The 20,212-nt window shown below is 74.7% G+C and carries 14 protein-coding genes; 4 read left to right on the top strand and 10 right to left on the bottom strand.

Translation table 11 applies throughout. The features are described 5' to 3' along the window. Positions 1 to 945 (top strand): ATP-binding cassette domain-containing protein, encoded by a 945-nt coding sequence (locus ACZ7GX_RS21690; protein WP_498778963.1) that lies wholly within the window; start codon positions 1 to 3, stop codon positions 943 to 945. After that, a complete protein-coding gene (locus ACZ7GX_RS21695) occupies positions 942 to 1,754 on the top strand; it encodes an ABC transporter permease (protein ID WP_498778964.1) in 813 nt (270 codons plus the stop codon). The genes ACZ7GX_RS21690 and ACZ7GX_RS21695 overlap by 4 nt, the downstream gene beginning before the upstream one ends. Before the next feature lie 136 nt (positions 1,755 to 1,890). On the opposite strand, the gene ACZ7GX_RS21700 is transcribed toward ACZ7GX_RS21695, so the two are convergent. After that, positions 1,891 to 4,974 carry an ATP-binding protein gene (locus ACZ7GX_RS21700; protein WP_498778965.1) on the bottom strand — a complete coding sequence of 1,028 codons (3,084 nt, stop codon included), beginning with the start codon at positions 4,972 to 4,974 and terminating at the stop codon, positions 1,891 to 1,893. Positions 4,975 to 5,358: 384 nt separating this feature from the next. Here ACZ7GX_RS21700 and ACZ7GX_RS21705 point away from each other — a divergent pair, with 384 nt between their 5' ends. Further along, entirely contained in the window at positions 5,359 to 7,161 is a 1,803-nt protein-coding gene (locus ACZ7GX_RS21705) for a Crp/Fnr family transcriptional regulator (protein ID WP_498778966.1), read from the top strand. A 7-nt stretch (positions 7,162 to 7,168) separates the two neighbouring features. Here the strand turns inward: ACZ7GX_RS21705 and ACZ7GX_RS21710 are convergent, their stop codons facing one another. Continuing rightward, positions 7,169 to 8,392 (bottom strand): FAD-binding protein, encoded by a 1,224-nt coding sequence (locus ACZ7GX_RS21710; RefSeq protein WP_498778968.1) that lies wholly within the window; start codon positions 8,390 to 8,392, stop codon positions 7,169 to 7,171. 170 nt (positions 8,393 to 8,562) lie between these two features. On the opposite strand from ACZ7GX_RS21710, the gene ACZ7GX_RS21715 reads away from it, so the two are divergent. Then, on the top strand, positions 8,563 to 10,365 hold the full coding sequence (locus tag ACZ7GX_RS21715; RefSeq protein ID WP_498778969.1) for an outer membrane protein assembly factor BamB family protein: 1,803 nt from the start codon (positions 8,563 to 8,565) through the stop codon (positions 10,363 to 10,365). Between the two features lie 174 nt (positions 10,366 to 10,539). Here the strand turns inward: ACZ7GX_RS21715 and ACZ7GX_RS21720 are convergent, their stop codons facing one another. The 8 genes from ACZ7GX_RS21720 to ACZ7GX_RS21755 all read right to left on the bottom strand — a co-directional run bounded on the left by ACZ7GX_RS21720 (position 10,540) and on the right by ACZ7GX_RS21755 (position 20,071). Next, a complete protein-coding gene (locus ACZ7GX_RS21720) occupies positions 10,540 to 10,947 on the bottom strand; it encodes a carboxymuconolactone decarboxylase family protein (protein ID WP_498778971.1) in 408 nt (135 codons plus the stop codon). Between the two features lie 71 nt (positions 10,948 to 11,018). Beyond that, positions 11,019 to 12,536, bottom strand: coding sequence for a class I adenylate-forming enzyme family protein (locus tag ACZ7GX_RS21725; RefSeq protein WP_498778972.1), 1,518 nt, complete (start codon positions 12,534 to 12,536; stop codon positions 11,019 to 11,021). Next, positions 12,533 to 13,924: a CoA transferase gene (locus ACZ7GX_RS21730; protein ID WP_498778973.1), complete on the bottom strand. Its 1,392-nt coding sequence runs from the start codon at positions 13,922 to 13,924 to the stop codon at positions 12,533 to 12,535. Before ACZ7GX_RS21730 ends, ACZ7GX_RS21725 begins: the two co-directional genes overlap by 4 nt. Positions 13,925 to 14,054: 130 nt before the next feature. Beyond that, positions 14,055 to 15,608, bottom strand: a complete 1,554-nt coding sequence (locus tag ACZ7GX_RS21735; protein WP_498778974.1) for a class I adenylate-forming enzyme family protein — start codon at positions 15,606 to 15,608, stop codon at positions 14,055 to 14,057. After that, entirely contained in the window at positions 15,605 to 16,924 is a 1,320-nt protein-coding gene (locus ACZ7GX_RS21740; protein ID WP_498778976.1) for a protoporphyrinogen/coproporphyrinogen oxidase, read from the bottom strand. Before ACZ7GX_RS21740 ends, ACZ7GX_RS21735 begins: the two co-directional genes overlap by 4 nt. After that, entirely contained in the window at positions 16,924 to 17,847 is a 924-nt protein-coding gene (locus ACZ7GX_RS21745; protein ID WP_498778977.1) for a UbiA family prenyltransferase, read from the bottom strand. Before ACZ7GX_RS21745 ends, ACZ7GX_RS21740 begins: the two co-directional genes overlap by 1 nt. 11 nt (positions 17,848 to 17,858) lie before the next feature. After that, entirely contained in the window at positions 17,859 to 18,986 is a 1,128-nt protein-coding gene (locus tag ACZ7GX_RS21750; protein ID WP_498778978.1) for a DegT/DnrJ/EryC1/StrS family aminotransferase, read from the bottom strand. After that, positions 18,983 to 20,071 (bottom strand): DegT/DnrJ/EryC1/StrS family aminotransferase, encoded by a 1,089-nt coding sequence (locus ACZ7GX_RS21755; RefSeq protein ID WP_498779140.1) that lies wholly within the window; start codon positions 20,069 to 20,071, stop codon positions 18,983 to 18,985. Before ACZ7GX_RS21755 ends, ACZ7GX_RS21750 begins: the two co-directional genes overlap by 4 nt. Between the last annotated feature and the right edge of the window lie 141 nt (positions 20,072 to 20,212).

Raw genomic sequence — 20,212 nt, forward strand, 5'->3', positions numbered from 1 at the left:
ATGGAGTACGCATTCGAGGCGGAAGGCCTGGTCAAGCGGTACGGCAAGACGACCGCGCTGGCCGGCGTCGACCTCGCCGCGCGACCCGGGACCGTGCTGGGGGTGCTCGGGCCGAACGGCGCGGGCAAGACGACCGCCGTGCGAATCCTGGCCACGCTGCTGCGGCCGGACGGCGGACGTGCCGCCGTCGGCGGGCTGGACGTGGTGTCGGACGCGGCGCGGGTGCGCCGGCTGATCGGGTTGACCGGGCAGTACGCCTCGGTGGACGAGGACCTGACCGGTGTGCAGAACCTCGTGCTGATCGGGCAGCTGCTCAACCTTCGGACGTCGCAGGCCAAGGCGCGGGCCGCCGAGCTGCTGCGCGACTTCGAGCTCGTCGAGGCGGGCGGGCGGCCGGTCAAGACCTACTCCGGCGGCATGCGGCGGCGGCTGGACCTCGCCGCGAGCCTGGTCGGCCGACCCGACGTGATCTACCTCGACGAGCCGACTACCGGGCTCGACCCGGCCAAGCGGGACGACATCTGGAACGTGGTGCGCACGCTCGTGGCCGATGGCGCGACCGTGCTGCTGACCACGCAGTACCTGGAGGAGGCGGACGCGTTGGCCGACGAGATCTCGGTCATCGACCACGGGCGGGTGATCGCGCACGGCACGCCCGCGGCGCTCAAGCGGATCGTTGGCGGGCAGACCGTGCTGGTGCGGCCCGCGGACCCGGCCCGGCTGGCGGACGCCGCCGCGGTGCTGGCCGAGGTGTCCGGGCACCAGCCGGAGTCGACCGCGCGGGGTGTGGTGACCGTGCCGGTGGACGGCGACGCGGCGTTCACTGAGGTCGTGCGGCGGCTGGACCAGCGGCGGATCTCGGTGACGGAGCTGTCGTTGCGGCTGCCGAGCCTGGACGAGGTGTTCTTCACGTTGACCGGTGAGCACACGGAGGTGGCGGCATGACGACGGTGACGACTTCACCGGTGGTGGCTCGTCCGGCGGAGGCGCCGCGGCCGTTCGCCCTCGTGCGGCACAGCGCGGCGTTGGCCCGGCGGAGTCTGATCAAGACGATGCGGTCGCCGGAGCAGCTGCTGGACGTGACGTTGCAGCCGGTGATCTTCGTGGTGCTGTTCGTGTACCTGCTGGGCGGCGCGGTGTCCGGGTCCACGCACGAGTACCTGCAGCTGCTGCTGCCCGCGATCATGGTGCAGACGACCATGTTCGGCGGGATGGCGACCGGGGTGAACCTGAACACCGACATCGGCAAGGGCGTGTTCGACCGGTTCCGGAGCCTGCCGATCGGCCGGTCCGCGCCGTTGATCGGGTCGGTGCTGGGTGACCTGATCCGGTACGTCGTGGCGGTGGTGTCGCTGCTGGCGTTCGGCACGCTGATGGGGTTCCGGGTGGAGACCGGCGTGCTGCCCGCGCTGGCGGCGTGCCTGCTGGCGATCCTGTTCGCGTTCTCGGTGAGCTGGGCGTTCGTGCTGGTGGGGATGCTGGTGCGGACCTCGGGCGCGGTCCAGGGCATCGGGTTCCTGGTGATGTTCCCGCTGACGTTCGGCACGAGCATGATCGCGCCGGCGGAGACGTTGCCGGGGTGGTTGCGGTCGTGGGTCGAGATCAACCCGGTGACGCACGTGATGGACGCGGCGCGCGGCCTGATGGTGGGTGGCCCGGTGGCCGGTCCGGTGGCGTGGACGGTGGCGTGGTCGGCGCTGTTCGTCGCCGTGTTCGCGCCACTGGCCGTGCAGGCTTACCGCCGTCGCGCCTGACCCGCGGTCTCCGTCTCGCGTGCCCTGCGTTCGAACCGGGTGGTCCGAACGCGGGGCACGCGCGTTCCGGATGTTGGACGCGCGTGCGGTGGGTGTGGGCTTTCGTGGTCCGGGTCGGGCGCCCGTGACGTGGTGGTCAGGTGTCGGGTCGGATCAGGGCGATGGCGTCGGCGCGGTCGAGGGCCGCGCCGGTGGCGTGGGCGAGGTCGTAGGCGGCGTCGCCCACGTCGGCGCGCAGGCGGGCGACGAGGCGGGCCACCTCGGGGTTGCGGGCGTCGGGCGCGCCGCGCAGCTGCTCGGCCGCGCCCAGCGCCCTGGCCGCGTCGGTCGGGTTGCCGAAGTGGGCTTGCACGGCCGCTTGGGCGACCGCGACCCTGGCCAGGACCGGCATGTCCTTGGCCGACATCGCCTGCTCGAAGGCCTCGTGGACGGCCACCACGGCCGCCTCGCGGTCACCGCGTTCCACGGCGAGGTGCGCGCGGGAGGTCAGGATCCGCGCGTGGAACTGCGGTACCACCAACGGCTCGCCCCGCAGCGACTCCCGCGCGGCGTCGTACTGCCGTTCCGCGTCGGCCAGGTCGCCCTCGTACCGGGCCAGGTCGCCGAGCACGAGCCAGGCGAACGCGACACCGCGCGCCGACCACGGCCGCGACGTCGGCTTGGTCAACGCCAGGCACTCGGCCCGGGCCCGCGCCACGTCGCCCAGCTGCACGCGCGCGGTGGCCAGCAGGATCCGTTCGTGGGCCGCGTCGTCGTCGGCGTCCAGTTCGGACAGCAGCCGGATCGACTCCTCCAGCGCCGCGATCGCCTCCTCGGGCTCGCCGAAGCCCAGGTGCGCCTCGGCCGCGCCGGTCAACGCCTGCGCCAGCGCGAACCGGTCGCCCACCTCGCGCAGCCCGGTGATCGCGGTGGTGACGTCCTCCCGCGCGCCGCGCAGGTCGCCCTCGTTCTCCCGCACCGCGCTGCGCACCATCCACAGCACGGCCCGCGCCCACGGGTCGGGCACCTCCAGCCGCCGGTCCACCGCCGCCAACGCCCGTTCCGCGTCGTCGAGGAACAGCCCGAGCATCGGCTCCAGCAGCACGAGCACCGGGTGTTCCTCGCCGGTGGACTCGGCGACCAGCTCGGCGAGCCGGGCGATGTGGTGGTCGATGTCCGTGAACCCGCCCGTGACCGCGTTGTTGACCAGCAGGAACGCGGACGCGACCTGCCGCGCCGGCGCGGGCGCGTCGCCCGGCACGGACAGCGCGAGGCGCAGCCACGGCACCGACTCGGCCCGGTTGCCGCGCATGGTCCAGAACATGCCCATCGCGGCGGCGAGCCGCACGGCCGTGTCCGCGTCGCCGCTGTCGGCGGCGAAGTGCAGCGCGGCGATCAGGTTGTCCCGCTCGGCTTCCAGCCGGGCGATCCAGGTCAGCTGCTCCTTGCCGCGCAGGTGCGGTTCGGCGGTCTCGGCCAGGTCGCGGAAGTACTCGGCGTGCTCGGCCCGCGCCGCGGCGACCCGACCTCCCTCGGCCAACCGTTCCAGGCAGTACTCGCGGATCGTCTCCAGCATCCGGTAGCGGGCGCCGTCCACGACCTGCACCAGCGACTTGTCGACCAGGGCCGCGAGCAGGTCGAACGCGTCGGCGCCGGCGAGCCGTTCGGCGGCCTCCAGGTCGAGCCCCGCCGGGAACACGGCCAGCCGCCCGGCGAAGTCCCGTTCCGGCTCCGACAGCAGGTCCCAGCTCCACGCCACCACCGCGCGCAGCGTCTGGTGCCGGGGCATGGCCGTGCGGCTGCCGCCGGTGAGCAGGCGGAACCGGTCGTCCAGGCGGGCGGCCAGCTGCTCGACCGACAGCGACCTCAGCCGGGCGGCGGCCAGTTCGATCGCCAGCGGGAGCCCGTCCAGCCGCCGGCACACCTCCGCGACGGTCCCGGCGTTGTCCGGGGTCACGGCGAAGCCGGGCCGCACGGCCGCCGCGCGTTCGGCGAGCAGCCGCACGGCCGCGTCACCGTCCAGCGGCGGCACCGGGCTGACCACCTCCCCGTACACGCCGAGGGGTTCGCGGCTGGTGGCCAGCACGCGCAGCCTCGGGCACCGGCCGAGCAGCTCCTCGGCGAACCGGGCCGCCGCGTCGACCAGGTGCTCGCAGTTGTCCAGCACGATCACGGCCTCGGTGCGCGACAGCACGTCCACCAGGCGGGTCATGGTGTCGACCGGCGCCACGGGCCGGTCGACGGCGCGCTGGTCGCGCAGGCCGAGCGCGCCGAGCACGGCGGGCGCCACGTCGTCCGGGTCGGTCACCGGGGCCAGCTCGACCAGCCACGCGCCGCCGGGCAGCCGGGCCGCGACCGTGGTGGCGAGGCGGGTCTTGCCCGCGCCGCCCGGTCCGACGAGGGTGACCAGCCGGTGGCCCGCGAGCTGCCCGGCGACCCGTTCGACGTCGGCGGACCGGCCGACCAGGCTGGTCAGCGGCAGCCGCAGGTTGCCGGCGCGCGGCTGGTCGGCGGGTTCGGCGCGGAGGATCTCCTGGTGCGTCTCGCGCAGTTCGGGGCCGGGGTCGGCGCCCAGTTCGTCGGCGATCCGGCGGCGGACCTCCTCGTAGGCGACCAGGGCCTCGGCCGGGCGGCCGGTCGCGACGAGGGCGCGCAGCAGCAGGGCTTGCAGCCGTTCGCGCAGCGGGTGGCGGGCGGCGAGGTCGGTGAGCTCGGCGACCAGGTGCTCGGCCCGGCCGCACGCCAGGTCGGCCGCGGCCCGGTCCTCCACGACGGCCAGCCGCGTCTCGTCGAGGCCCGCGACGTAGCCGACCGCGAACGGCGCGCCCGCCGCGTCGGCCAACGCCGGTCCGCGCCACAGCGCCACCGCCTCCGCAGCCAGCCGGCGCGCGGTGGACGGGTCGCCCGCGGCCAGCGCGGCCCTGGCCTCGCGGGCGAGCCGGTCGAACCGGAGCGCGTCGACGGCGTCGGCGGGCAGGTCGAGCCGGTAGCCGCCGTGCGCGGACCGCAGCACGTCGGCGGGCAGGGCGCGGCGCAGCCGGGACACCAGCGACCGGACCGCGGCCACCTCGTCGGCCGGGCGGTCGTCCGGCCACAGCGCGTCGGCGAGTTCCTCGGTGGTGACGACCCGGCCGGCGGCCACCGCCAGCCGGACCAGCAGCGCGCGCACCCTGGCGCCGCCGACCTCGATCGCCGTGCCGTCCGCCGTGACCTCCAGCGGCCCCAACACCCCCACCCGCATGCGATCACTGTGCCACGGCGGCCGGCGCGCGGCGCCGCACCCCACGGCCATTCCCGGCCGCCGGATGCGCGTCGGCACGGCCGGAAATCCGAGCGGTCCTCCCGTAGGGCGGGTCGATCTCGCCCAAGACCGGTCGCACGGGGTTCACTACGACAAAAAACTTGCACGGTTTTCCGCAATAGTGCGGATAACACTCGGACATCCGACCATTCGTACCGTAACAATGTCAGGGATGCGCTAACGAATGCCCGGAGCAACCGATATCGCCGCTATGGACGAGGATTCCACTCCGGCGGCACGAGTCCCCGCGGCCGAACGCCGGAACACGGCGTCCGAACGCAGGAACCGCGCCACCGCGGACCGAGCAACCACCTGGGGTGCCGGATGAACAGCCGAATGGTCGAACTCGAAGCAGTACTGGCCCGGTCCGCGCCGGACCGGCAGGCGGCCCGCCGCCTCGCGGTGGACCTGGCGCGGTCGCTGGACGCGCTCAGCGCGCGCCGCGACGTGGACCGCCTGCTGCGCTGCGCCGCCGCCCTGACCCGGATCGGCTCCGCCGACGCCGCGGACGCGTTGCTGATCGCCATGCTGGCGCTGGTCGACCCGACCGGGCCGGAGGCGTCACGGGTGCGCGACCTGCAGGCGCTGGCGTCGGTGGCCCGCGGTCGGCGCGAGCCGGGCACGACCGCGCCGCGCCAGGTGCGCCGCAGGCCCCCGACGACGGCGTTCGGCCGCGGCGCGCCGCTGCGCCAGGTGGTCGGCGACTTCCTCGACCCGCTGCCGGTGGCCGACCCGGTCCCGGTGGGGTCGGTGGCGGTGGCCGTGGAGCGGGCGAAACCGAGCGAGACGGGCGCGCTGGAGCTGGCGTTACAGCGCAACGCGGCGGTGCTCGGGTCGAACCACCCGCAGACGTGCGTGCTGCGGCTGAACCTGATGTGCGCGCGGTTCCGGATCGCCCGCGACCACGGTGACGCCGAGGAGGTCGCCGAGTCGTTGACGGACCTGCGCGACGCGACCGACCGGGCGTTGAACGCGCTGGGCGCGCACCACCCGCGGGCGCTGGTGGCGCAGGCGAACCTGGCGTCGGCGGAGTTCGAGCTGGCCAGGGTGCGGCGGTCCGCCGAACGGGCCCGGCTCGCCCTGCCCAGCCTGCGGTCGGCCGCGGACCGCACCGCCACCCGGCTCGGCGCCGACCACCCGCACTCGGTGATCGCGACGTCGAACCTGGCCTCGGCCGAGCTGGAGCTCGCCCACCTCGACGGCACCCGCGGCCAGTCGCAGCGGCTGCTGGACGTGGTGCGCGACGCGTCGATGCGGGCGGTGTCGGCGCTGGGCGCGGACCACCCGGCCGTGCGGGCGTTGGACGAGCAGCGGCGGGCGTGCGAGGCGTTGCTGTCCGGGGTGGGGCCCGATCCGTCGTTCGAGCGGGGGTACGCCTCGTTCGCGGACGCGGGCCGGTCGCTGGCCACGGCGAAGCCGAGCACGCCCGCGGCGCGGCAGCACATGGCGACGCCGGAGTGGCCGCCGGGCACGTTGCTGGCGCGGCTGCGGGAGAGCAGCCGCCAGGAGCTGATGTCGCTGGGCACCACGGTCCGCTACGCCGCCGACCGGGAGCTCATCGTCCAGGACGCCACCGACACGCACGTGTTCCTGCTGCTCGAAGGCGTGGTGAAGGTGCTGGTCAACGACGCGAGCGGGGACACCGCGGTGCTCACCGTGCGGGTCGCGGGCGACCTGGTGGGCGAGCTGGCCGCCCTGGACCACAAGCCGCGGTCGGCGACCGTCGTGACGTGCGGTGACGTGTCGGCGAAGCTGATCACGAGCGCCGAGCTGCACGGGTTCCTGCACCGCCGCAACGACGGGTTCGTCGAGCTGATCGGCGTCATCGACGACCAGCTGCGGTGGGCCAACCGGCGGCGGCGCGACTTCCTGTCGCACACCGCCGCCGAGCGGGTGGCCCGCGTGCTGGCCGAGCTGGTCGGCGCGCACGGCCGCCAGGAGGTCGGCGGGTGGGTGCTCGGCATCCCGTTGACCAAGGTGGAGCTGGCCTCGATCGCCGGGATGAAGCCGCGCACGGCCGAGAAGGCGTTCGCCGACCTGCGCAAGGCCGGTGTGGTGGTCAGCCACCTGCGGCGCGACGTGGTCGTGCCCGACCTGGAAGGGCTGCGGCGGTTCGCGCGGTTGTGAGCGGCGCTTACGCGGTGAACCAGCCGTCGATCAAGGGGTTGCGGAAGGTGCGGGTGGGGTCGAGCTCGTCGCGCAGCCGCGCGAACCGCGCCCACTGCGGGTACCGCTCGCCGGGGTCGGCCAGCTCGAACAGCTTGCCCCAGTGCGGGCGGGGGCGCCACGGGCTCAGCGCCGCCTCGATCTTGCGGAGCACGGCGCGCACGGCCGCGTCGTCCGGGTGCCAGGTGAAGTGGAACGCCACGCTCGGCCGCTCGTGCACCGGGCTGAGCCACTGGGTGTCGGCGGCGATCGTGCGGACCTCGGAGGTCAGCAGCACGGGCGCGATCTCGGCGGACAGGTCGTTGAGCGCCCGCAGCGCGTCGGCCGCGTGCTCGCGGGCCACGAAGTACTCCGACTGCAGCTCGCGGCCGACGCTCGGGGTGAAGTCGGCGCGGAAGTGCGGCAGCCGTTCGTGCCACGGGCCGGGGACGCCGAGCTGGGTCGTGCAGTGCAGGGCGGGCTGGCCGGGCACCGGGTGCACCGGCTCGGTGGCGGGCGTCGCGCCCGTCCAGGTCAGGTCGTGCCTGGTGTCGGTCGTGCGGTGCTTGGCGAACACGTGGGCCACGCCCTGCCACGTGGTGAAGGCGCTGACGCTGTAGGCGCTGCCGAACACGGCGTCCACGTTCTCGACCAGGGCGTCGAACGGCATGTCCCGGTACACCCGCTGCTCGACGTTGAAGGTCGGCACGACGTCCAGCTCGACGGCCACCACGACGCCGAGCGAGCCGAACGCCACCACGGCGCCGTCGAAACCGGCGTCTCCCCTGGTCAGGGTGTGGATGGTGCCGTCGGCCGCGACGAGGTCGAGCGAGCGGACCAGGCCGGCGAGCGAGGGGATGTCGTTGCCCGAGCCGTGGGTGGCGGTGGCGCACGCGCCGATGATCGTGATGTGCGGCAACGACGGCATGGCGGGCAGGGCGAGGCCGGCGGCGTGCAGCCGTTCGGCGAGGCGGGCCAACCGCGTGCCGGCGCCCACCCGCACCGCCCCGTTGCCGACCTCGAACACCTCGGGCATCCGGTCGAGGCTGATCAGCGTGCCGTCGGTGTCGGCGATCGTGCTGAACGAGTGCCCCGCGCCGACCACGCGTGCCGCCCCGGCCGACCTGACCACGTCCTGGAGTTCGTCGACGGACGTGGGGTGCGCGGTGCGCGCGGCGGAGAAGGTGAAGTTGCCTGCCCAGTTGGTGCTCACCGGGCAGATTCTGCCCCATCGCCACCGGGACGCCGCCGGTCGACCAACTCCACCTCGCCCGACTCCCTCCGCCCGCAGCCACCGCCCGCGATCACCGCCCACCGTCCCGATTACCGGGCGGGGCGGAACGGAATCCGGGTGCTCGCCGTCCCACGCGGGGAGGTGCCGAGATGCTGCGCTACCTGACGGTCGTGGGTGCGTTGTGCGCCGCGTGGGCGCCGTTCCGGTCGGGCGGGGTGCCCCGGCCGGAGGCGGACGTGACGGTGATCGGGTTGGCGGTGGGCGTCGTGCTCGCGGCCGCGTTGGCGGTGGGCGGCGGACGCCCGGCCCGGGTGTTCGCCGCGGTCGCGGGTGCCGGGTCGGCCGTCGCGGTGTGGTGGCTCCTGGTGTCGGATCTGCTGATCGGCTTGACCGGCGACGACCTGCCGGTGTTGGCGGTGGGTTCGCTGGCGGTGGCGGTCGGCGCGATCGGGTTGGCAGGACAGCGCCCGCAGCCGGTCGACGGCCCGGTGAACCAGCCGGCGCCGGTCGGCTCAGGGCAACCTGCCCCGCCGATCCGGAGTTCAGCGGAACACCAAGCGCCGGTCGCGGATGCCGCAGAGCACCCAGCCGGATCAGCCGGAACCAGGCCAGGACCGCAGGCGCAGCCGACCGAAGACGATGCAGCGCAATCGACCGAGGGCGAGCCGGTGGCGTCCGGCGATCACGTGCCCCGGCAGGCCCGGTCCGGTGGGTGGCGGGTTCGGCCCGTCGGGGTGCTCGCGGTGGTTGTCGTCGTGGTGGCGGCGTTCCTGGCGCCGGTGGGGGCGCAGGCGGTGATCGTTCGGTCCGAGACGCGGGATGCTCGGGGGTTTCCGGCCGAGCCCTTGGTGGAGCAGCCCGGTGGGCGGCAGTGGGCTTGGCAGCCGCCCGCCGACGTGGTCGAGGTCGTGCCGGTCCTGCACGGGGTCGCCGTGGCCACGCGGGACGGGGCCGTGGTGGCGTTGAACGGCGCCGACGGGCGGGTGGAGTGGCGGTACGCGCGGCCCGGCGCGCCGATCGGCTCGTTGGTGGCGTCGATCGACCGGCGGACCGTCGTGGTGTCCTTCCGGTCCGTGCACGACACGAGGGCGCAGTCGGTGGTGGTGCTGGACGCGGACACCGGCGCACCCCGGTTCGAGATGGTGGTCCGGTCCGTGCTGGTGGAGACCGACCAGGTGATGCCCGGCACGCGGGTGTTGACGGTGCGCGACCAGGAGGTGATCACCGGCTACGACCTCGGTGACGGCGGGTCTCGGTGGCACTGGTCGCCGCCCGCCGGTTGCACGTCGTGGTTCGGGCAGGTGGCCTGGGGCCGCACGACCGTCCTGGTGCCGGTGGAGTGCGCGGACACGTTGGGTGTCACCGCCCTGGACGAGGCGACCGGTCGGGAGCGGTGGCGGCACGAGGTCCGGCGCGGTGACGCGAACGGCGAGCGGCAGGACATCCGGCTGCGGGCCACGCCGGACGGCGCCGTCGTGCTCTTCCAGACGTTCGGCGCGCGGGACACGCCGGACGCGGTGCCGAACGGACTGCTCGACACCGAGACCGGACGGGTGCTGACCCGGCCGGAACGACCGTGGACCGTGCGCGCCGATGCCGGCGTCACGCCCTTGGTGGAGCAAGCGGAAGCCGGTCAGGTCACCGACCTCCTCGCGCTCGACCCGACCACCGGCGCGACCACACCGCTGTCGATCGAGGCCTGTCCCCGGCGCACGGCGGACCTCACCACGCGCACCACCTACGTGCGCGCGTGCGAGGACAACGGCCGTGAGCTGACCGTGGTGACGCAGCCGTTGGACGGCTCGCCGCCCACGTCCACGCCGGTCCGCCTCGACGGCTCGGGCTCGCGTGGCCGCCGGGACGTCCGGCTCGTCTCCGCCCCCGGCGCGATCGTGGTCACCCGCACGACGTTCGGCGGCACGCCCGCCCCTGTGGTCGGCCTGAGGGGCTGACCACCATCACGCGAGCCCACCGCTGATCGCCAGCCGATTGCAGACGCCGACCACCGCCGCGACCCACACGACCGTCAGCGGCACGCCCACCCCGCACGACGGTCGGCGGCACACCCTCCCCGCACGTTCGGCAGCACGCCCGGCCCGATGGACGGTCTGAAGGGCTGACCACCGTCACCCGAGCCGGGCGCTGATCGCCAGCCGGTTGTAGGCGTTGACGACGGTCGCCACCCATACGACTTGCTGTGTTCGCACCTCGCCCACGGCGTGGATGGCCGCGTCGAGGACGGAGTCCGGCACGTGCCCGTCGTGCACCAGGGTCACCGCCTCGGCCAACGCCACCATCGCCCGTTCCGGCTCCGTGAACGCCGGGTCGGTCCGCCACGAGGAGACGTCGCGCGTCTCCCCCGCCGCCACGGCCGCGTCGCCGTGCAGCCGGATGCAGTAGGTGCACCCGTTGAGCTGCGAGCACCGCAACCGCAGCAGTTCGACGAACCCGACCGGCAGGTCCACGTCGTCCACGGCCTTGGTCAACGCGCCCAACGCCGCGAACCCCGGCCCGGCGAACGGATCAAGTCTCATCGACACCACCTTTCAAGAGAATCCCGGAACATCCCTCACCCCGGCCGCGTGCCGACCGACCGCCGGCCACGTCAACCCGGAAGGCCCAGCGCCTCGCCCCCCGGCCGTTCGGCACCGTGCCGTTCGGCCGCCAGCCGGGTGACGGTGGCGAGGCAGACCTTCCCCGTCCGGCCCAGCGGCAGTTCCGGCACCACCACCAGGCGTTCGGGCAGCTTGCGGCGGCTCAGGCCGCGGTCGAGCAGGAACGCGGTCAGCTGCCCGAGCGACGGCGCGGGTCGGCCGGGGCGCACGGCCACGCACGCGCACAGCCGCTCACCGAGGTCGGCGTCCGGCACGGGCACGCACGCCACCTCGGCCACCTCGGGGTGCCCGTCCAGCGCCCGTTCCACCTCGGCCGGGCTGATGGTGTACCCGCCGCGGATCACCACCCGCTTCAGCCGGCGCACCACGTGCAGGGTGCCGTCGGCGTCGATGAACCCGGCGTCGCCGGTCCGCACCCAGCCGCCCGGCAGGCGGTGCCGCCGGTCCAGCTCGGGCGCGTCGACGTAGCACAGCGGCGTCATCGGCCCCAGCGCGCAGATCTCGCCGTCCACCACGCGGATGTCGGTGACCGCCGGGTCGGGCCTGCCCACCCCGTGCTCCGGCGTCGCCGTGTGGCAGTTCACGCCGTCCGACGACCCGTAGATGTTGATCACCGGGCAGCCGAACGCCGACCGCACCGCCGCCGCCGTCCCCGGCGTCAGCACGTCGCCGCTCGACACCACCGCCCGCACCGACGTCGTGTCCACAGTGGACGCCAGCGCCGCCATCCGCCGCAGCATCGTGGGCACGCCGAACACATGCGTCGGCCGGTGCTCCGCCACCACGCGCAACGCCGACGCCGCGTCGAACCGCCGCACGAGCAGCACCGTCCCGCCCAACCGGCACAGCGTGATCGCCGCCCCGAACGACCCGAACGCCGACGCCAACGGCACCAGCACCAGGTCGCGCGGCACCGCCGTGGCGCCGTGCACCGCCCGCACGTAGTTGCCCCGACCACCGGCGAACGCGTTGTGCGAGTAGGCGACCAGCTTCGGCGCGGACTCCGACCCCGACGACACCAGGATCCGCGCCGGAGCCTCCGGGTCGACCGCCACCGGCGACCACGGCGGCGCCTCCCGGACCGGGTCGGAAGCCGCCAGCAGAGCCTCCGACACGTCCGTGATCACCGTGCTCACCACCGGCGAACCCGTGCCCGCCACCGGCGACACCCCGTCGGGCAGGTGCACCGCCACACCGCCGACCGCCGCTACCGCCAGTTCCGCCACCACCCCCTCTCTCCCGTTCGGCACGTCGACACCGATGATGTCGGACGGGCCATAACCACGGAGTAACCTCGCCTGCCACCTCACCGCCCGGTCCAACGACGCGTAGTCCAACGAGCCGGCGGAGTCGATCACCGCCGTCCGCCGGGGGTGCGCGGCCACCCGCTCCCGGAACAACGAGTACAGGTCCCGGTCCGGGCAGTGACCGGCCGCCACCCAGGACCGGCGCAGCGCGGCGGGCACCAGGTCCCGCACCACCACCCCGGTCGACGACGTCCACGTCATCCGAACTCCCAAGCCGACCTCGGCACCACGCACCCGTCCGCCACCAGGGCCCGCGAGAACCGCCGGTCCCGCGCCAACCCCGCCAGGTCCGTGCACACCGGCACGCTCAACGGCGCCGTGCACCGCCGCGTCGCCCGCGCGTTCAGCCGAGAGGCCGCCGACAGCAGCGACGACGCCACCGACTGCCCCGTCCCCGACCGGATCCGCCCCGCGAGGGCGTCCACGACACCGCGGGCGCACACCACGCCGCCGAACACGTCCACGATCGTCATCAACGACGGCGGCACCCCGGCGTGGGCCTGCACCACGAAGTCCGTGCCCAACGGCGGTCGCGGGCCCAGGGCCTCACCCCAGCCGGACGCGTGCGCGTACACGATCCCGGGCCGCACCCTGGCCACGTCCCGGGCCCGCAACGACCAGGCGGCGGCCTTCCCCGGCCCCCAGTTGTGCAGGAACACGTCCGCGCCCGAGGCCAGCTCCAGCAGCTCACGCCGCCCGGCCACGGTCGCGAGGTCCACGGTCACGACCCGTTTGCCGCGGTTCAGCGCGTGGAACCGGGCGGACACGTCACCGGCCATCGGCGGCACCCCGCGCAGCGGGTCCCCGCCCGGCGGCTCGACCCGCACCACGGACGCGCCCAGCTGCCACAGCAGGTGCCCGGCCATCGGCCCCTGCACCCGGCGGCACGACTCCAGCACCACCATCCCCGACAACGGCAACGCGCCCGCGCGCGGCGACCCGACCGGCCCCGCACCCGCGCCCAACGGCCGCACGACGTACGGCGGCACGTCGTCGACCGCCCGGTGCGCGACCCGCACCAACGTCATCCCGGTCGACGCGGCGACCCGTTCCAGCCGCACGATCGGCAGCCGCGCGGTCAGCCCGGTCAGCTCCGGCGGCAACGGGCACGTCGCCGTGGCGAACCGGTGCTGGAAGGGCCGCCACGCCGACGCCACCACGCCCGCGTCGGCGTCCAACGCCGCCCAGAACCGCCGCCACACCTCGGCGTCCAGCGCCTCGACCTCGAACGCCACCCCGTCCGCGGACAGGAACGGCGGCCCGCCGACACCCGCCGGCACCGGGTCCGGCTCGTCGGCGGTGGCCGCCGCCAGGTACTGCGACACCGCCAGCAGCGCCGCCTGCGCGACCGACGTGGACACCGCCTCCAGCGGGACACCGCGCGACCGCGCCACGTCCAGCGCCGACACCCCGATCGCGTCGAGTTCGGCGGCCACGATCGAGGCGTAGTCCAGGCCGAGCGCCGTCGGCCGCCCGAACCGCCTGCCGTGCACGTGCATGATCCCGCACGCCGCCTGCACGTCCAGCTCACCGCCCAGCGGCAGGTCCACCGGCCCGGACCACGGCACCGCCGTCAACGTCGACGTCATGCCGACCGCCCGGGAACGGCGCGGACGACCGCCGTGGCCGGGAACCCCGACGCCCACCACCGGTGGAGGTCACCGGGCTCGTGGACCGGGGCCACCTCGGTGACGTGCCCGTGGCCGAACGCGGAGGTGGTCACGTCCACCGCCCGCTGCCGTGGGTCTCGGCGGTGCCGGCCAGCCGGGTGAGCAGGTCGAGCCTGCGCACCTTGCCGGTGCCGGTGCGCGGCACCTCGTCCCAGGCCAGCACGTGCGGGTCGGCCATCGGCGGCAGGTCGGCCACCGCCCGCCGCCACGCCACCGGGTCCAGCGGACCGGACGTCACCAGCACCGGGATCGGCGGCCTGCCGGGCGTGCCGAGCACCACGCACTCGACCACCTCGGGCAGCCGGTCCTCGACCAGGTCCTCCACCCGCAGGCAGCTCAGCCCCGGCACGGCGTCCACCTCGCGGTCCAGCAGCCGCACCGCGCCGCCGCGGGTCAGCACCCCGAGGTCGCCGGTGTTCCACCACGGCCCGGTGTTCTTGGCGTGCCACCGGTCCTGCTCGCCGACGTACCCGGCGCAGCGGGCCGCCGTGCGGGCCAGCACCAGGCCGCTGTGCCCGCGCGGCACGGGCGTGAGCGTCACCGGGTCCACCACCCGCAGCCGGGTCCGGCCGGGCACCGGACGTCCCAGGTCGCGGGCGTCGGGCGAGCGGTCGAGCGCGCGGCGGGTGAGGAAGCGGAACGTCAGCGGACCCGTCTCGGTCTGGCCCCAGCCCTGCATCCACAGTGGACGCCTGCGCCGGGAGGCGTGCAGCATCGCCCGGATCGCCGGCGGGTGCATGGCGTCGTAGGTGCTGACGAACAGCCGCACGTCGCGGAACGGGTTGTCCGGTCGCGCGGCCGGCGGCTGCCACCGCACGTAGGCCGACGGCAGCGCCTCCACGGTCGTCGGCCGGTGCCGGGCCAGCACCGGTGCGGCCGACTCGGGGTCGCTGAGCAGCACGACCTTGCGCGGCGCGAGGCAGAACACACTGGCCGTCCAGCAGAACGTGCGGCCGTGCGCGTAGGAGCTCGCGTTGGCGACCACGTCGTCACGGCGCACGCCGATCACGGGCCAGCGCACCGCCTCGAACCGGGCCAGCCGGTGCACGATCGTGCGGGTCGTGTGCACCACGAGCTTGGGCACACCGGTCGTGCCCGAGGTGTGGTTGATGATCAACGGGTCGTCGTCGTGCCTGCGGCGGGGTGCGGGCACGCGCGCGCCACGCACGTCGTCCAACGTCAACGCGCCCGGCACGGGCGAGCCCAGCGACAGCACCCGCCGCGCCAGTCCGACCGGCGGCACGCGGTCGGTGACCAGCACCGCCGGGTCGAGCCGCTTGAGCAGGATCTCCAGCACGTCGTCGGGGAGGTGGCCGGACAGCAGCGCGGGCACCGCGCCGATCCGCACCGCCGCGCACGCGAGCAGGTCGTAGTCGTAGTGGTTGCGCTTCACCACCGCGACCCGGTCGCCGCGCCGCGCGCCCGCCTCGTACAGCCAGGCGGCGGCCTCGCGGACCAGCCCGGCCAGCTGCGGCACGGTGTAGTCGACCCCCGGCCCGTACCCGGCGGGGAGGATGTCGAACGGCCGGTCCAGGTGCACGGTGGTGTGCGTGCCGCGCGCCGCGACCTCGTCGAACAGCGTGCCCATGTCGTGCGGCTTCATGCGGGTTGCCTCCTCGTGCCGGTCCCCGGGGACGCGGCGTGGACCCGTGCCGCGGCACGGCGGCCGGCTCGCACCGCCGCCTCGCTGCACGGGGTCAGGGTCACCCAGTCGCCCGCGTGGTCCACGACCCCGCCGAGACGGGACGCGAACTCGCCGCGCAGCGCCAGGGCGTGCGGTGTGGCTTCGGGCAGGCCGTGGCGGAACCGGTGGACGACCGACCCGGTCACGGCGGCACGCAGGCCGGGCACGAACCGCTCGGCCTCGGCGGCGAGCGCGGACACCACGTCGTCGTCGGTCGCGTCCAGCAGCGCCGGTGCGACGGCCGGGGCGGCGATCACGGTGACCAGGCCGCGGCCCTCGGGCGCGCGGTCGGGGTGCTTGAGGTGGTCGAACAGCACCACCGACACCGACGTGCTCTCCGACCGCGGCACGGCCAGGAGGTACACCTCCGACTCCAGGCGGCGGTCGAGCATCAGGTGCAGCTTCACCATCGGGGTGAACGTGCAGGCGTCCAGGAACGACCGCTCGTGCTCCGGCGGGTTGACGTAGAGCCGGCGGGCGACGGGCGCGGGCACGGCCAGCACCACCGAGCGGGCCCGCCACTCGGCGCCGTCGCCGGTGATCCGGGCGTACCCCGGGCCGGCCAGGACCTCCCGCACCGGGAACGACGTGGTCACGTCGAGCGGTGCGGCCAGCGCGCGGGCCACCACGTCCATGCCGCCGTCGTAGGTGCGCCACGCCGTGGCGGGGCCGATCGCGCCGAGCAGGGCCAGGAACGGCGCGGCGGCCGAGCGTTCCGGCTGCCACCCGAAGAACCCCGACACAACCGGCTGGCACAGGTACTCCAGCACGTCGGGGTGCTGGGGCGCGCAGAACTCGGCGACGGTGGCCGTGCCCACCCGGGACGCCTCGGGCCGTTCGGTGTCGAGCCCGCTCCTCTTCGCCAGGCCGCGCGTGGCGCGCGCGAAGTCCAGCCGGGCCCGCACGGACAGCCCCGCCCCGGTGACCAGGCCCGACGGGTGCGCCAACCCCCGCCGCACCCGCCCGCCGCGCCACACGCCGAGCTGCCGTCCGATCCTGGGCACGTCGTCGAGGCCCAACCGCCGCAACAGCTCCCACGTGTGCGGGTAGCCGCGGCCGGAGATCTGCTCGGCGCCGGTGTCGACCACGAACCCGGACTCGTGGCGCGTGGCCATCCGGCCGCCGACGTGGTCGGCGGCCTCGAACACCCGCACCTCGCGCCCCGCCCGCGCCAGCTCGTGCGCCGCGGCCAGCCCGGCGATCCCCGCGCCGATCACCGCCACGTCGAGGTCCATCACCGCACCACCAGGTTCACCACGACCAGCGTCACCACGGTGACCCGGTGCACGTCGATGCCGATCCGCCGGGCGCGCAGGATGTCGCCCTCGCCGAACCCGACGCGCAGCTGCCTGGCGCGCAGCAGGATCGTGGGCAGCAGCGCGAGCGGGAACCACCACGGGCCGCCGACCAGCGGCAGGGCCAGGACCAGCAGGAACTCGCACGCCGAGACCGCGCGGACGAAGCGCCGGTTGCCGGCGGGCGAGGTCAGCGCCGCCACCGTGGGCCGGCCGACCCGCCGGTCGCCCGCCACGTCGTTGGTGTTGGAGTAGACGCCGAACAGCAGCGGCCCGAGGCCGAAGATCAGGGCCTGCACGACCACCACGCCGTCGATCCGCCCGGTGACCAGGCCGTACGGCGCGAGCACCAGCGCCCACCCCAGCGCGGCCAGGAAGAACTCCTGGAAGCCGTGGTAGCTCAGCTTCACGCCCCACGAGTACTGCAGGGCGAAGAAGTAGGTGACCGCCACCAGCACGACCGTCCACACCGGACGGTGCGGCGCGAGGGCCAGGGCGCCGAGCCACACCGCCGCGCCGACCGCGGCGGTGATCAGCGCGAACCGCAGCACCTGCGGTTCGGTGAGCGTGCCCGCGACCAGCGGTTTGCGGTCGAGCTTGCGGGCCGGCGCGTCCGGCGCGTAGTTGGCGGTGTCGCTGCCGTCGCGGTAGCCGGTGAGGTCGTCCAGCGCGACCATCGCGACGATCACGAACACCTCGCCGACCAGGAACACGCCCATGGTGGTGAGCACGCCGACGTCCAGCCGCAGCGCGGGCGCGAGCAGCGCCCACACCACCAGGACGCCGAGGTAGTAGTCGACGATGTCGAGCTTGGCCAGCTTCACGTACGCGCCCTTGGACCCGGGCGCGATGGCGGTGGTCATTCGAGGTCTCCTCAGCCGTGTGCGCCGGACGTGTCCGCGAACCGGCACACCTCGTCGGCGATGTGTTCCACCTGCGCGTCGGTCAGGTGGGGGTGGATGGGGATGGCCAGTTGGCGTCGTGCGGCGGACGCGGCGGCGGGCCAGTCGCGGCCCGGCTGGGCGTGCCCGGCGAACGCGGGCTGGCGCGGCAGCGGCGCCGGGTAGTAGACGTGCGAGCCGATGCCGTGCGCGGCCAGGTGGTCGCGCAGCGCGTCACGCCGGTCGGCCAGCAGCGAGTAGACGTAGAAGCAGCGCCCGTCCCGTCCCGGCGGAGGGGCGAGCACGCCGCGGCCGGCGAGGTCGGCGAACCGCGAGGTGTAGTACTCGCCGATCCGCGCCCGCCGTGCCAGCCGGTCGGGCAGGGTGGCGAGGCGGCGCAGCTGGAAGGCGGCCATCACCTCGTCGAACCGGCTGTTGTAGCCGATCCGGTGGTGCACGAACCGGTGCGTGCCGTCCTGGCCGTGGTTGCGCAGCATCCGGACCTCGCGGGCCAGCGCCGGGTCGCCGGTGACGACCATCCCGCCCTCGCCGGGCATGCCGAACGTCTTGACCTGCACGAACGAGAACACGCCCGCGTCGCCCCAGGTGCCGGCGGCGCGGCCGGCGAGCACACCGCCCTGCCCGACCGCGGAGTCCTCCAGCAGCCGCGCGCCCGCGTCGGTGGCGATCCGCCGCAACGCGGGCATGTCCGCCATCACCGAGAACACGTGCGCGGGCATGATCACCTTGGTGCGCCCGGTGACGAGCTTGTCCACCTCGGCCGGGTCGACGACCATCGTCCACGGGTCGACGTCGGCGTAGACCGGCGTCGCGCCCAGGACCGACGGCGCGGACGCCAGCGGCGCGCACCCGTAGGCGGGCACGATCACCTCGTCGCCCGGACCGACGCCCATCGCGTGCAGCACCAGCGTCAACGCCGCCGTGCCGCTGCCGCACGCCACCGCGTCGGCGACGCCGAGCGAGTCGCGCAGCACCGCCTCGAACTCCGCGGTGCGCGTGCCGAGGATGAACCGCTGGTCCGGCGTGAGGCCGACTTCCTCCACCACCTCCAGCAGCAGGTCGCCGTCGAACAGGTCGGGCGGGAAGAACGGGATCGTCACGCGCGCTCCCCGAGGTAGAAGGAGCGGATCGCGGCGCACACCCGGTCGACGTCGCCGAGCGGCAGGTCCGGGTACAGCGGCAGCGCGAGGGTGCGGCGGCAGGCCTCCTCCGCGCGGGGGAAGTCGCCGGGCCGGTGGCCGAGGTGCGCGAAGCACGGTTGCAGGTGCAGCGGCGTCGGGTAGTAGGTCTCCGTGCCGATGCCGTGCCCGGCCAGGTGCGCGGCCAGTTCGTCGCGCCGGTCCACCTCGACCGCGTACACGTAGAAGACGCCGCGCACGCTCCCCCGCCGCGGCAGCACGGACGGCAGCTTCCGCACGCCCGGCACGCCGGCCAGGCCGTCGGCGTACCGGCGCGCCAGCACCGCGCGGCGGCGGATGTCGGCTTCCAGCCGGTCCAGCTTGGCCAGCAGCACGGCGGCCTGGACGTCGTCCATCTTGCTGTTCACCCCGACCGCGCCGGCGCCGGTGGAGATGCCGGGGAAGTTGTCGATCGTGCGGCCGAACCGGCCGTGGTGGCGCAGGGCGCCCGCGGTCTCGGCGACCACCGGGTCGTTGGTGATCACCGCGCCCGCGTCGCCGAGCGCCCCGAGGGTCTTGGTCGGGAAGAACGACAGCACTCCCCCGGCGCCGAACAGGCCCGCGTGCACCCCGTCGTGACGCATGCCGATCGCCTCGGCGCTGTCCTCCACGACGGTGAGGTCCAGCCGGCGGGCCACCTCGGCCAGACCGGTCAGGTCGGCGAGGTGGTGGAACAGGTGCACCGGCATGACGAACCGGGCGCGCGGACCGGCGACGGCGGCGACCGACGCCGGGTCGAGCCCGTAGCCGTCCGGCTCGATGTCGGCGAACACGGGTTCGCCGCCCGCGAGCACCACCGAGGACGCCGACGCGATGAACGAGAACGCGGGCACGACCACCTCGTCGCCGGGACGCAGCCCGCACGCCCTCAACAACAACACCAGCGCGTCCGTGCCGCTGTTCACGCCGACGACATGCGCGGCCCCGGTGTACGCGGCCAGCGCCCTTTCCAGCTCCAGCACTTTCCGCCCGTGCGAGTACTTGCCGTTACTGATGACTTCCACAATGTGCCGTCGCGTTATCGGCCACAATCCGGAAAATGTCGCCGATTGCGTGAAGAATGGCACGGTCAGCGCACTCACCTCCGCGGTCACCGCTTCCGGGGGTGAGCGTATGGCAGGTCACCGGGCCGGCGGCCGACCACCGGC

It is taken from the genome of Actinosynnema sp. NPDC037264 (genome assembly GCF_055603705.1).

Bases quoted from the DNA above. Each gene is read 5' to 3' on its own strand.
- ACZ7GX_RS21695 (WP_498778964.1), top strand. From the start codon at position 942: ATGACGACGGTGACGACTTCACCGGTGGTGGCTCGTCCGGCGGAGGCG.
- ACZ7GX_RS21745 (WP_498778977.1), bottom strand. From the start codon at position 17,847: ATGACCACCGCCATCGCGCCCGGGTCCAAGGGCGCGTACGTGAAGCTG.
- ACZ7GX_RS21715 (WP_498778969.1), top strand. From the start codon at position 8,563: ATGCTGCGCTACCTGACGGTCGTGGGTGCGTTGTGCGCCGCGTGGGCG.
- ACZ7GX_RS21735 (WP_498778974.1), bottom strand. From the start codon at position 15,608: ATGAAGCCGCACGACATGGGCACGCTGTTCGACGAGGTCGCGGCGCGC.
- ACZ7GX_RS21730 (WP_498778973.1), bottom strand. From the start codon at position 13,924: ATGACGTCGACGTTGACGGCGGTGCCGTGGTCCGGGCCGGTGGACCTG.
- ACZ7GX_RS21740 (WP_498778976.1), bottom strand. From the start codon at position 16,924: ATGGACCTCGACGTGGCGGTGATCGGCGCGGGGATCGCCGGGCTGGCC.
- ACZ7GX_RS21700 (WP_498778965.1), bottom strand. From the start codon at position 4,974: ATGCGGGTGGGGGTGTTGGGGCCGCTGGAGGTCACGGCGGACGGCACG.
- ACZ7GX_RS21690 (WP_498778963.1), top strand. From the start codon at position 1: ATGGAGTACGCATTCGAGGCGGAAGGCCTGGTCAAGCGGTACGGCAAG.
- ACZ7GX_RS21725 (WP_498778972.1), bottom strand. From the start codon at position 12,536: ATGACGTGGACGTCGTCGACCGGGGTGGTGGTGCGGGACCTGGTGCCC.
- ACZ7GX_RS21705 (WP_498778966.1), top strand. From the start codon at position 5,359: ATGAACAGCCGAATGGTCGAACTCGAAGCAGTACTGGCCCGGTCCGCG.
- ACZ7GX_RS21720 (WP_498778971.1), bottom strand. From the start codon at position 10,947: ATGAGACTTGATCCGTTCGCCGGGCCGGGGTTCGCGGCGTTGGGCGCG.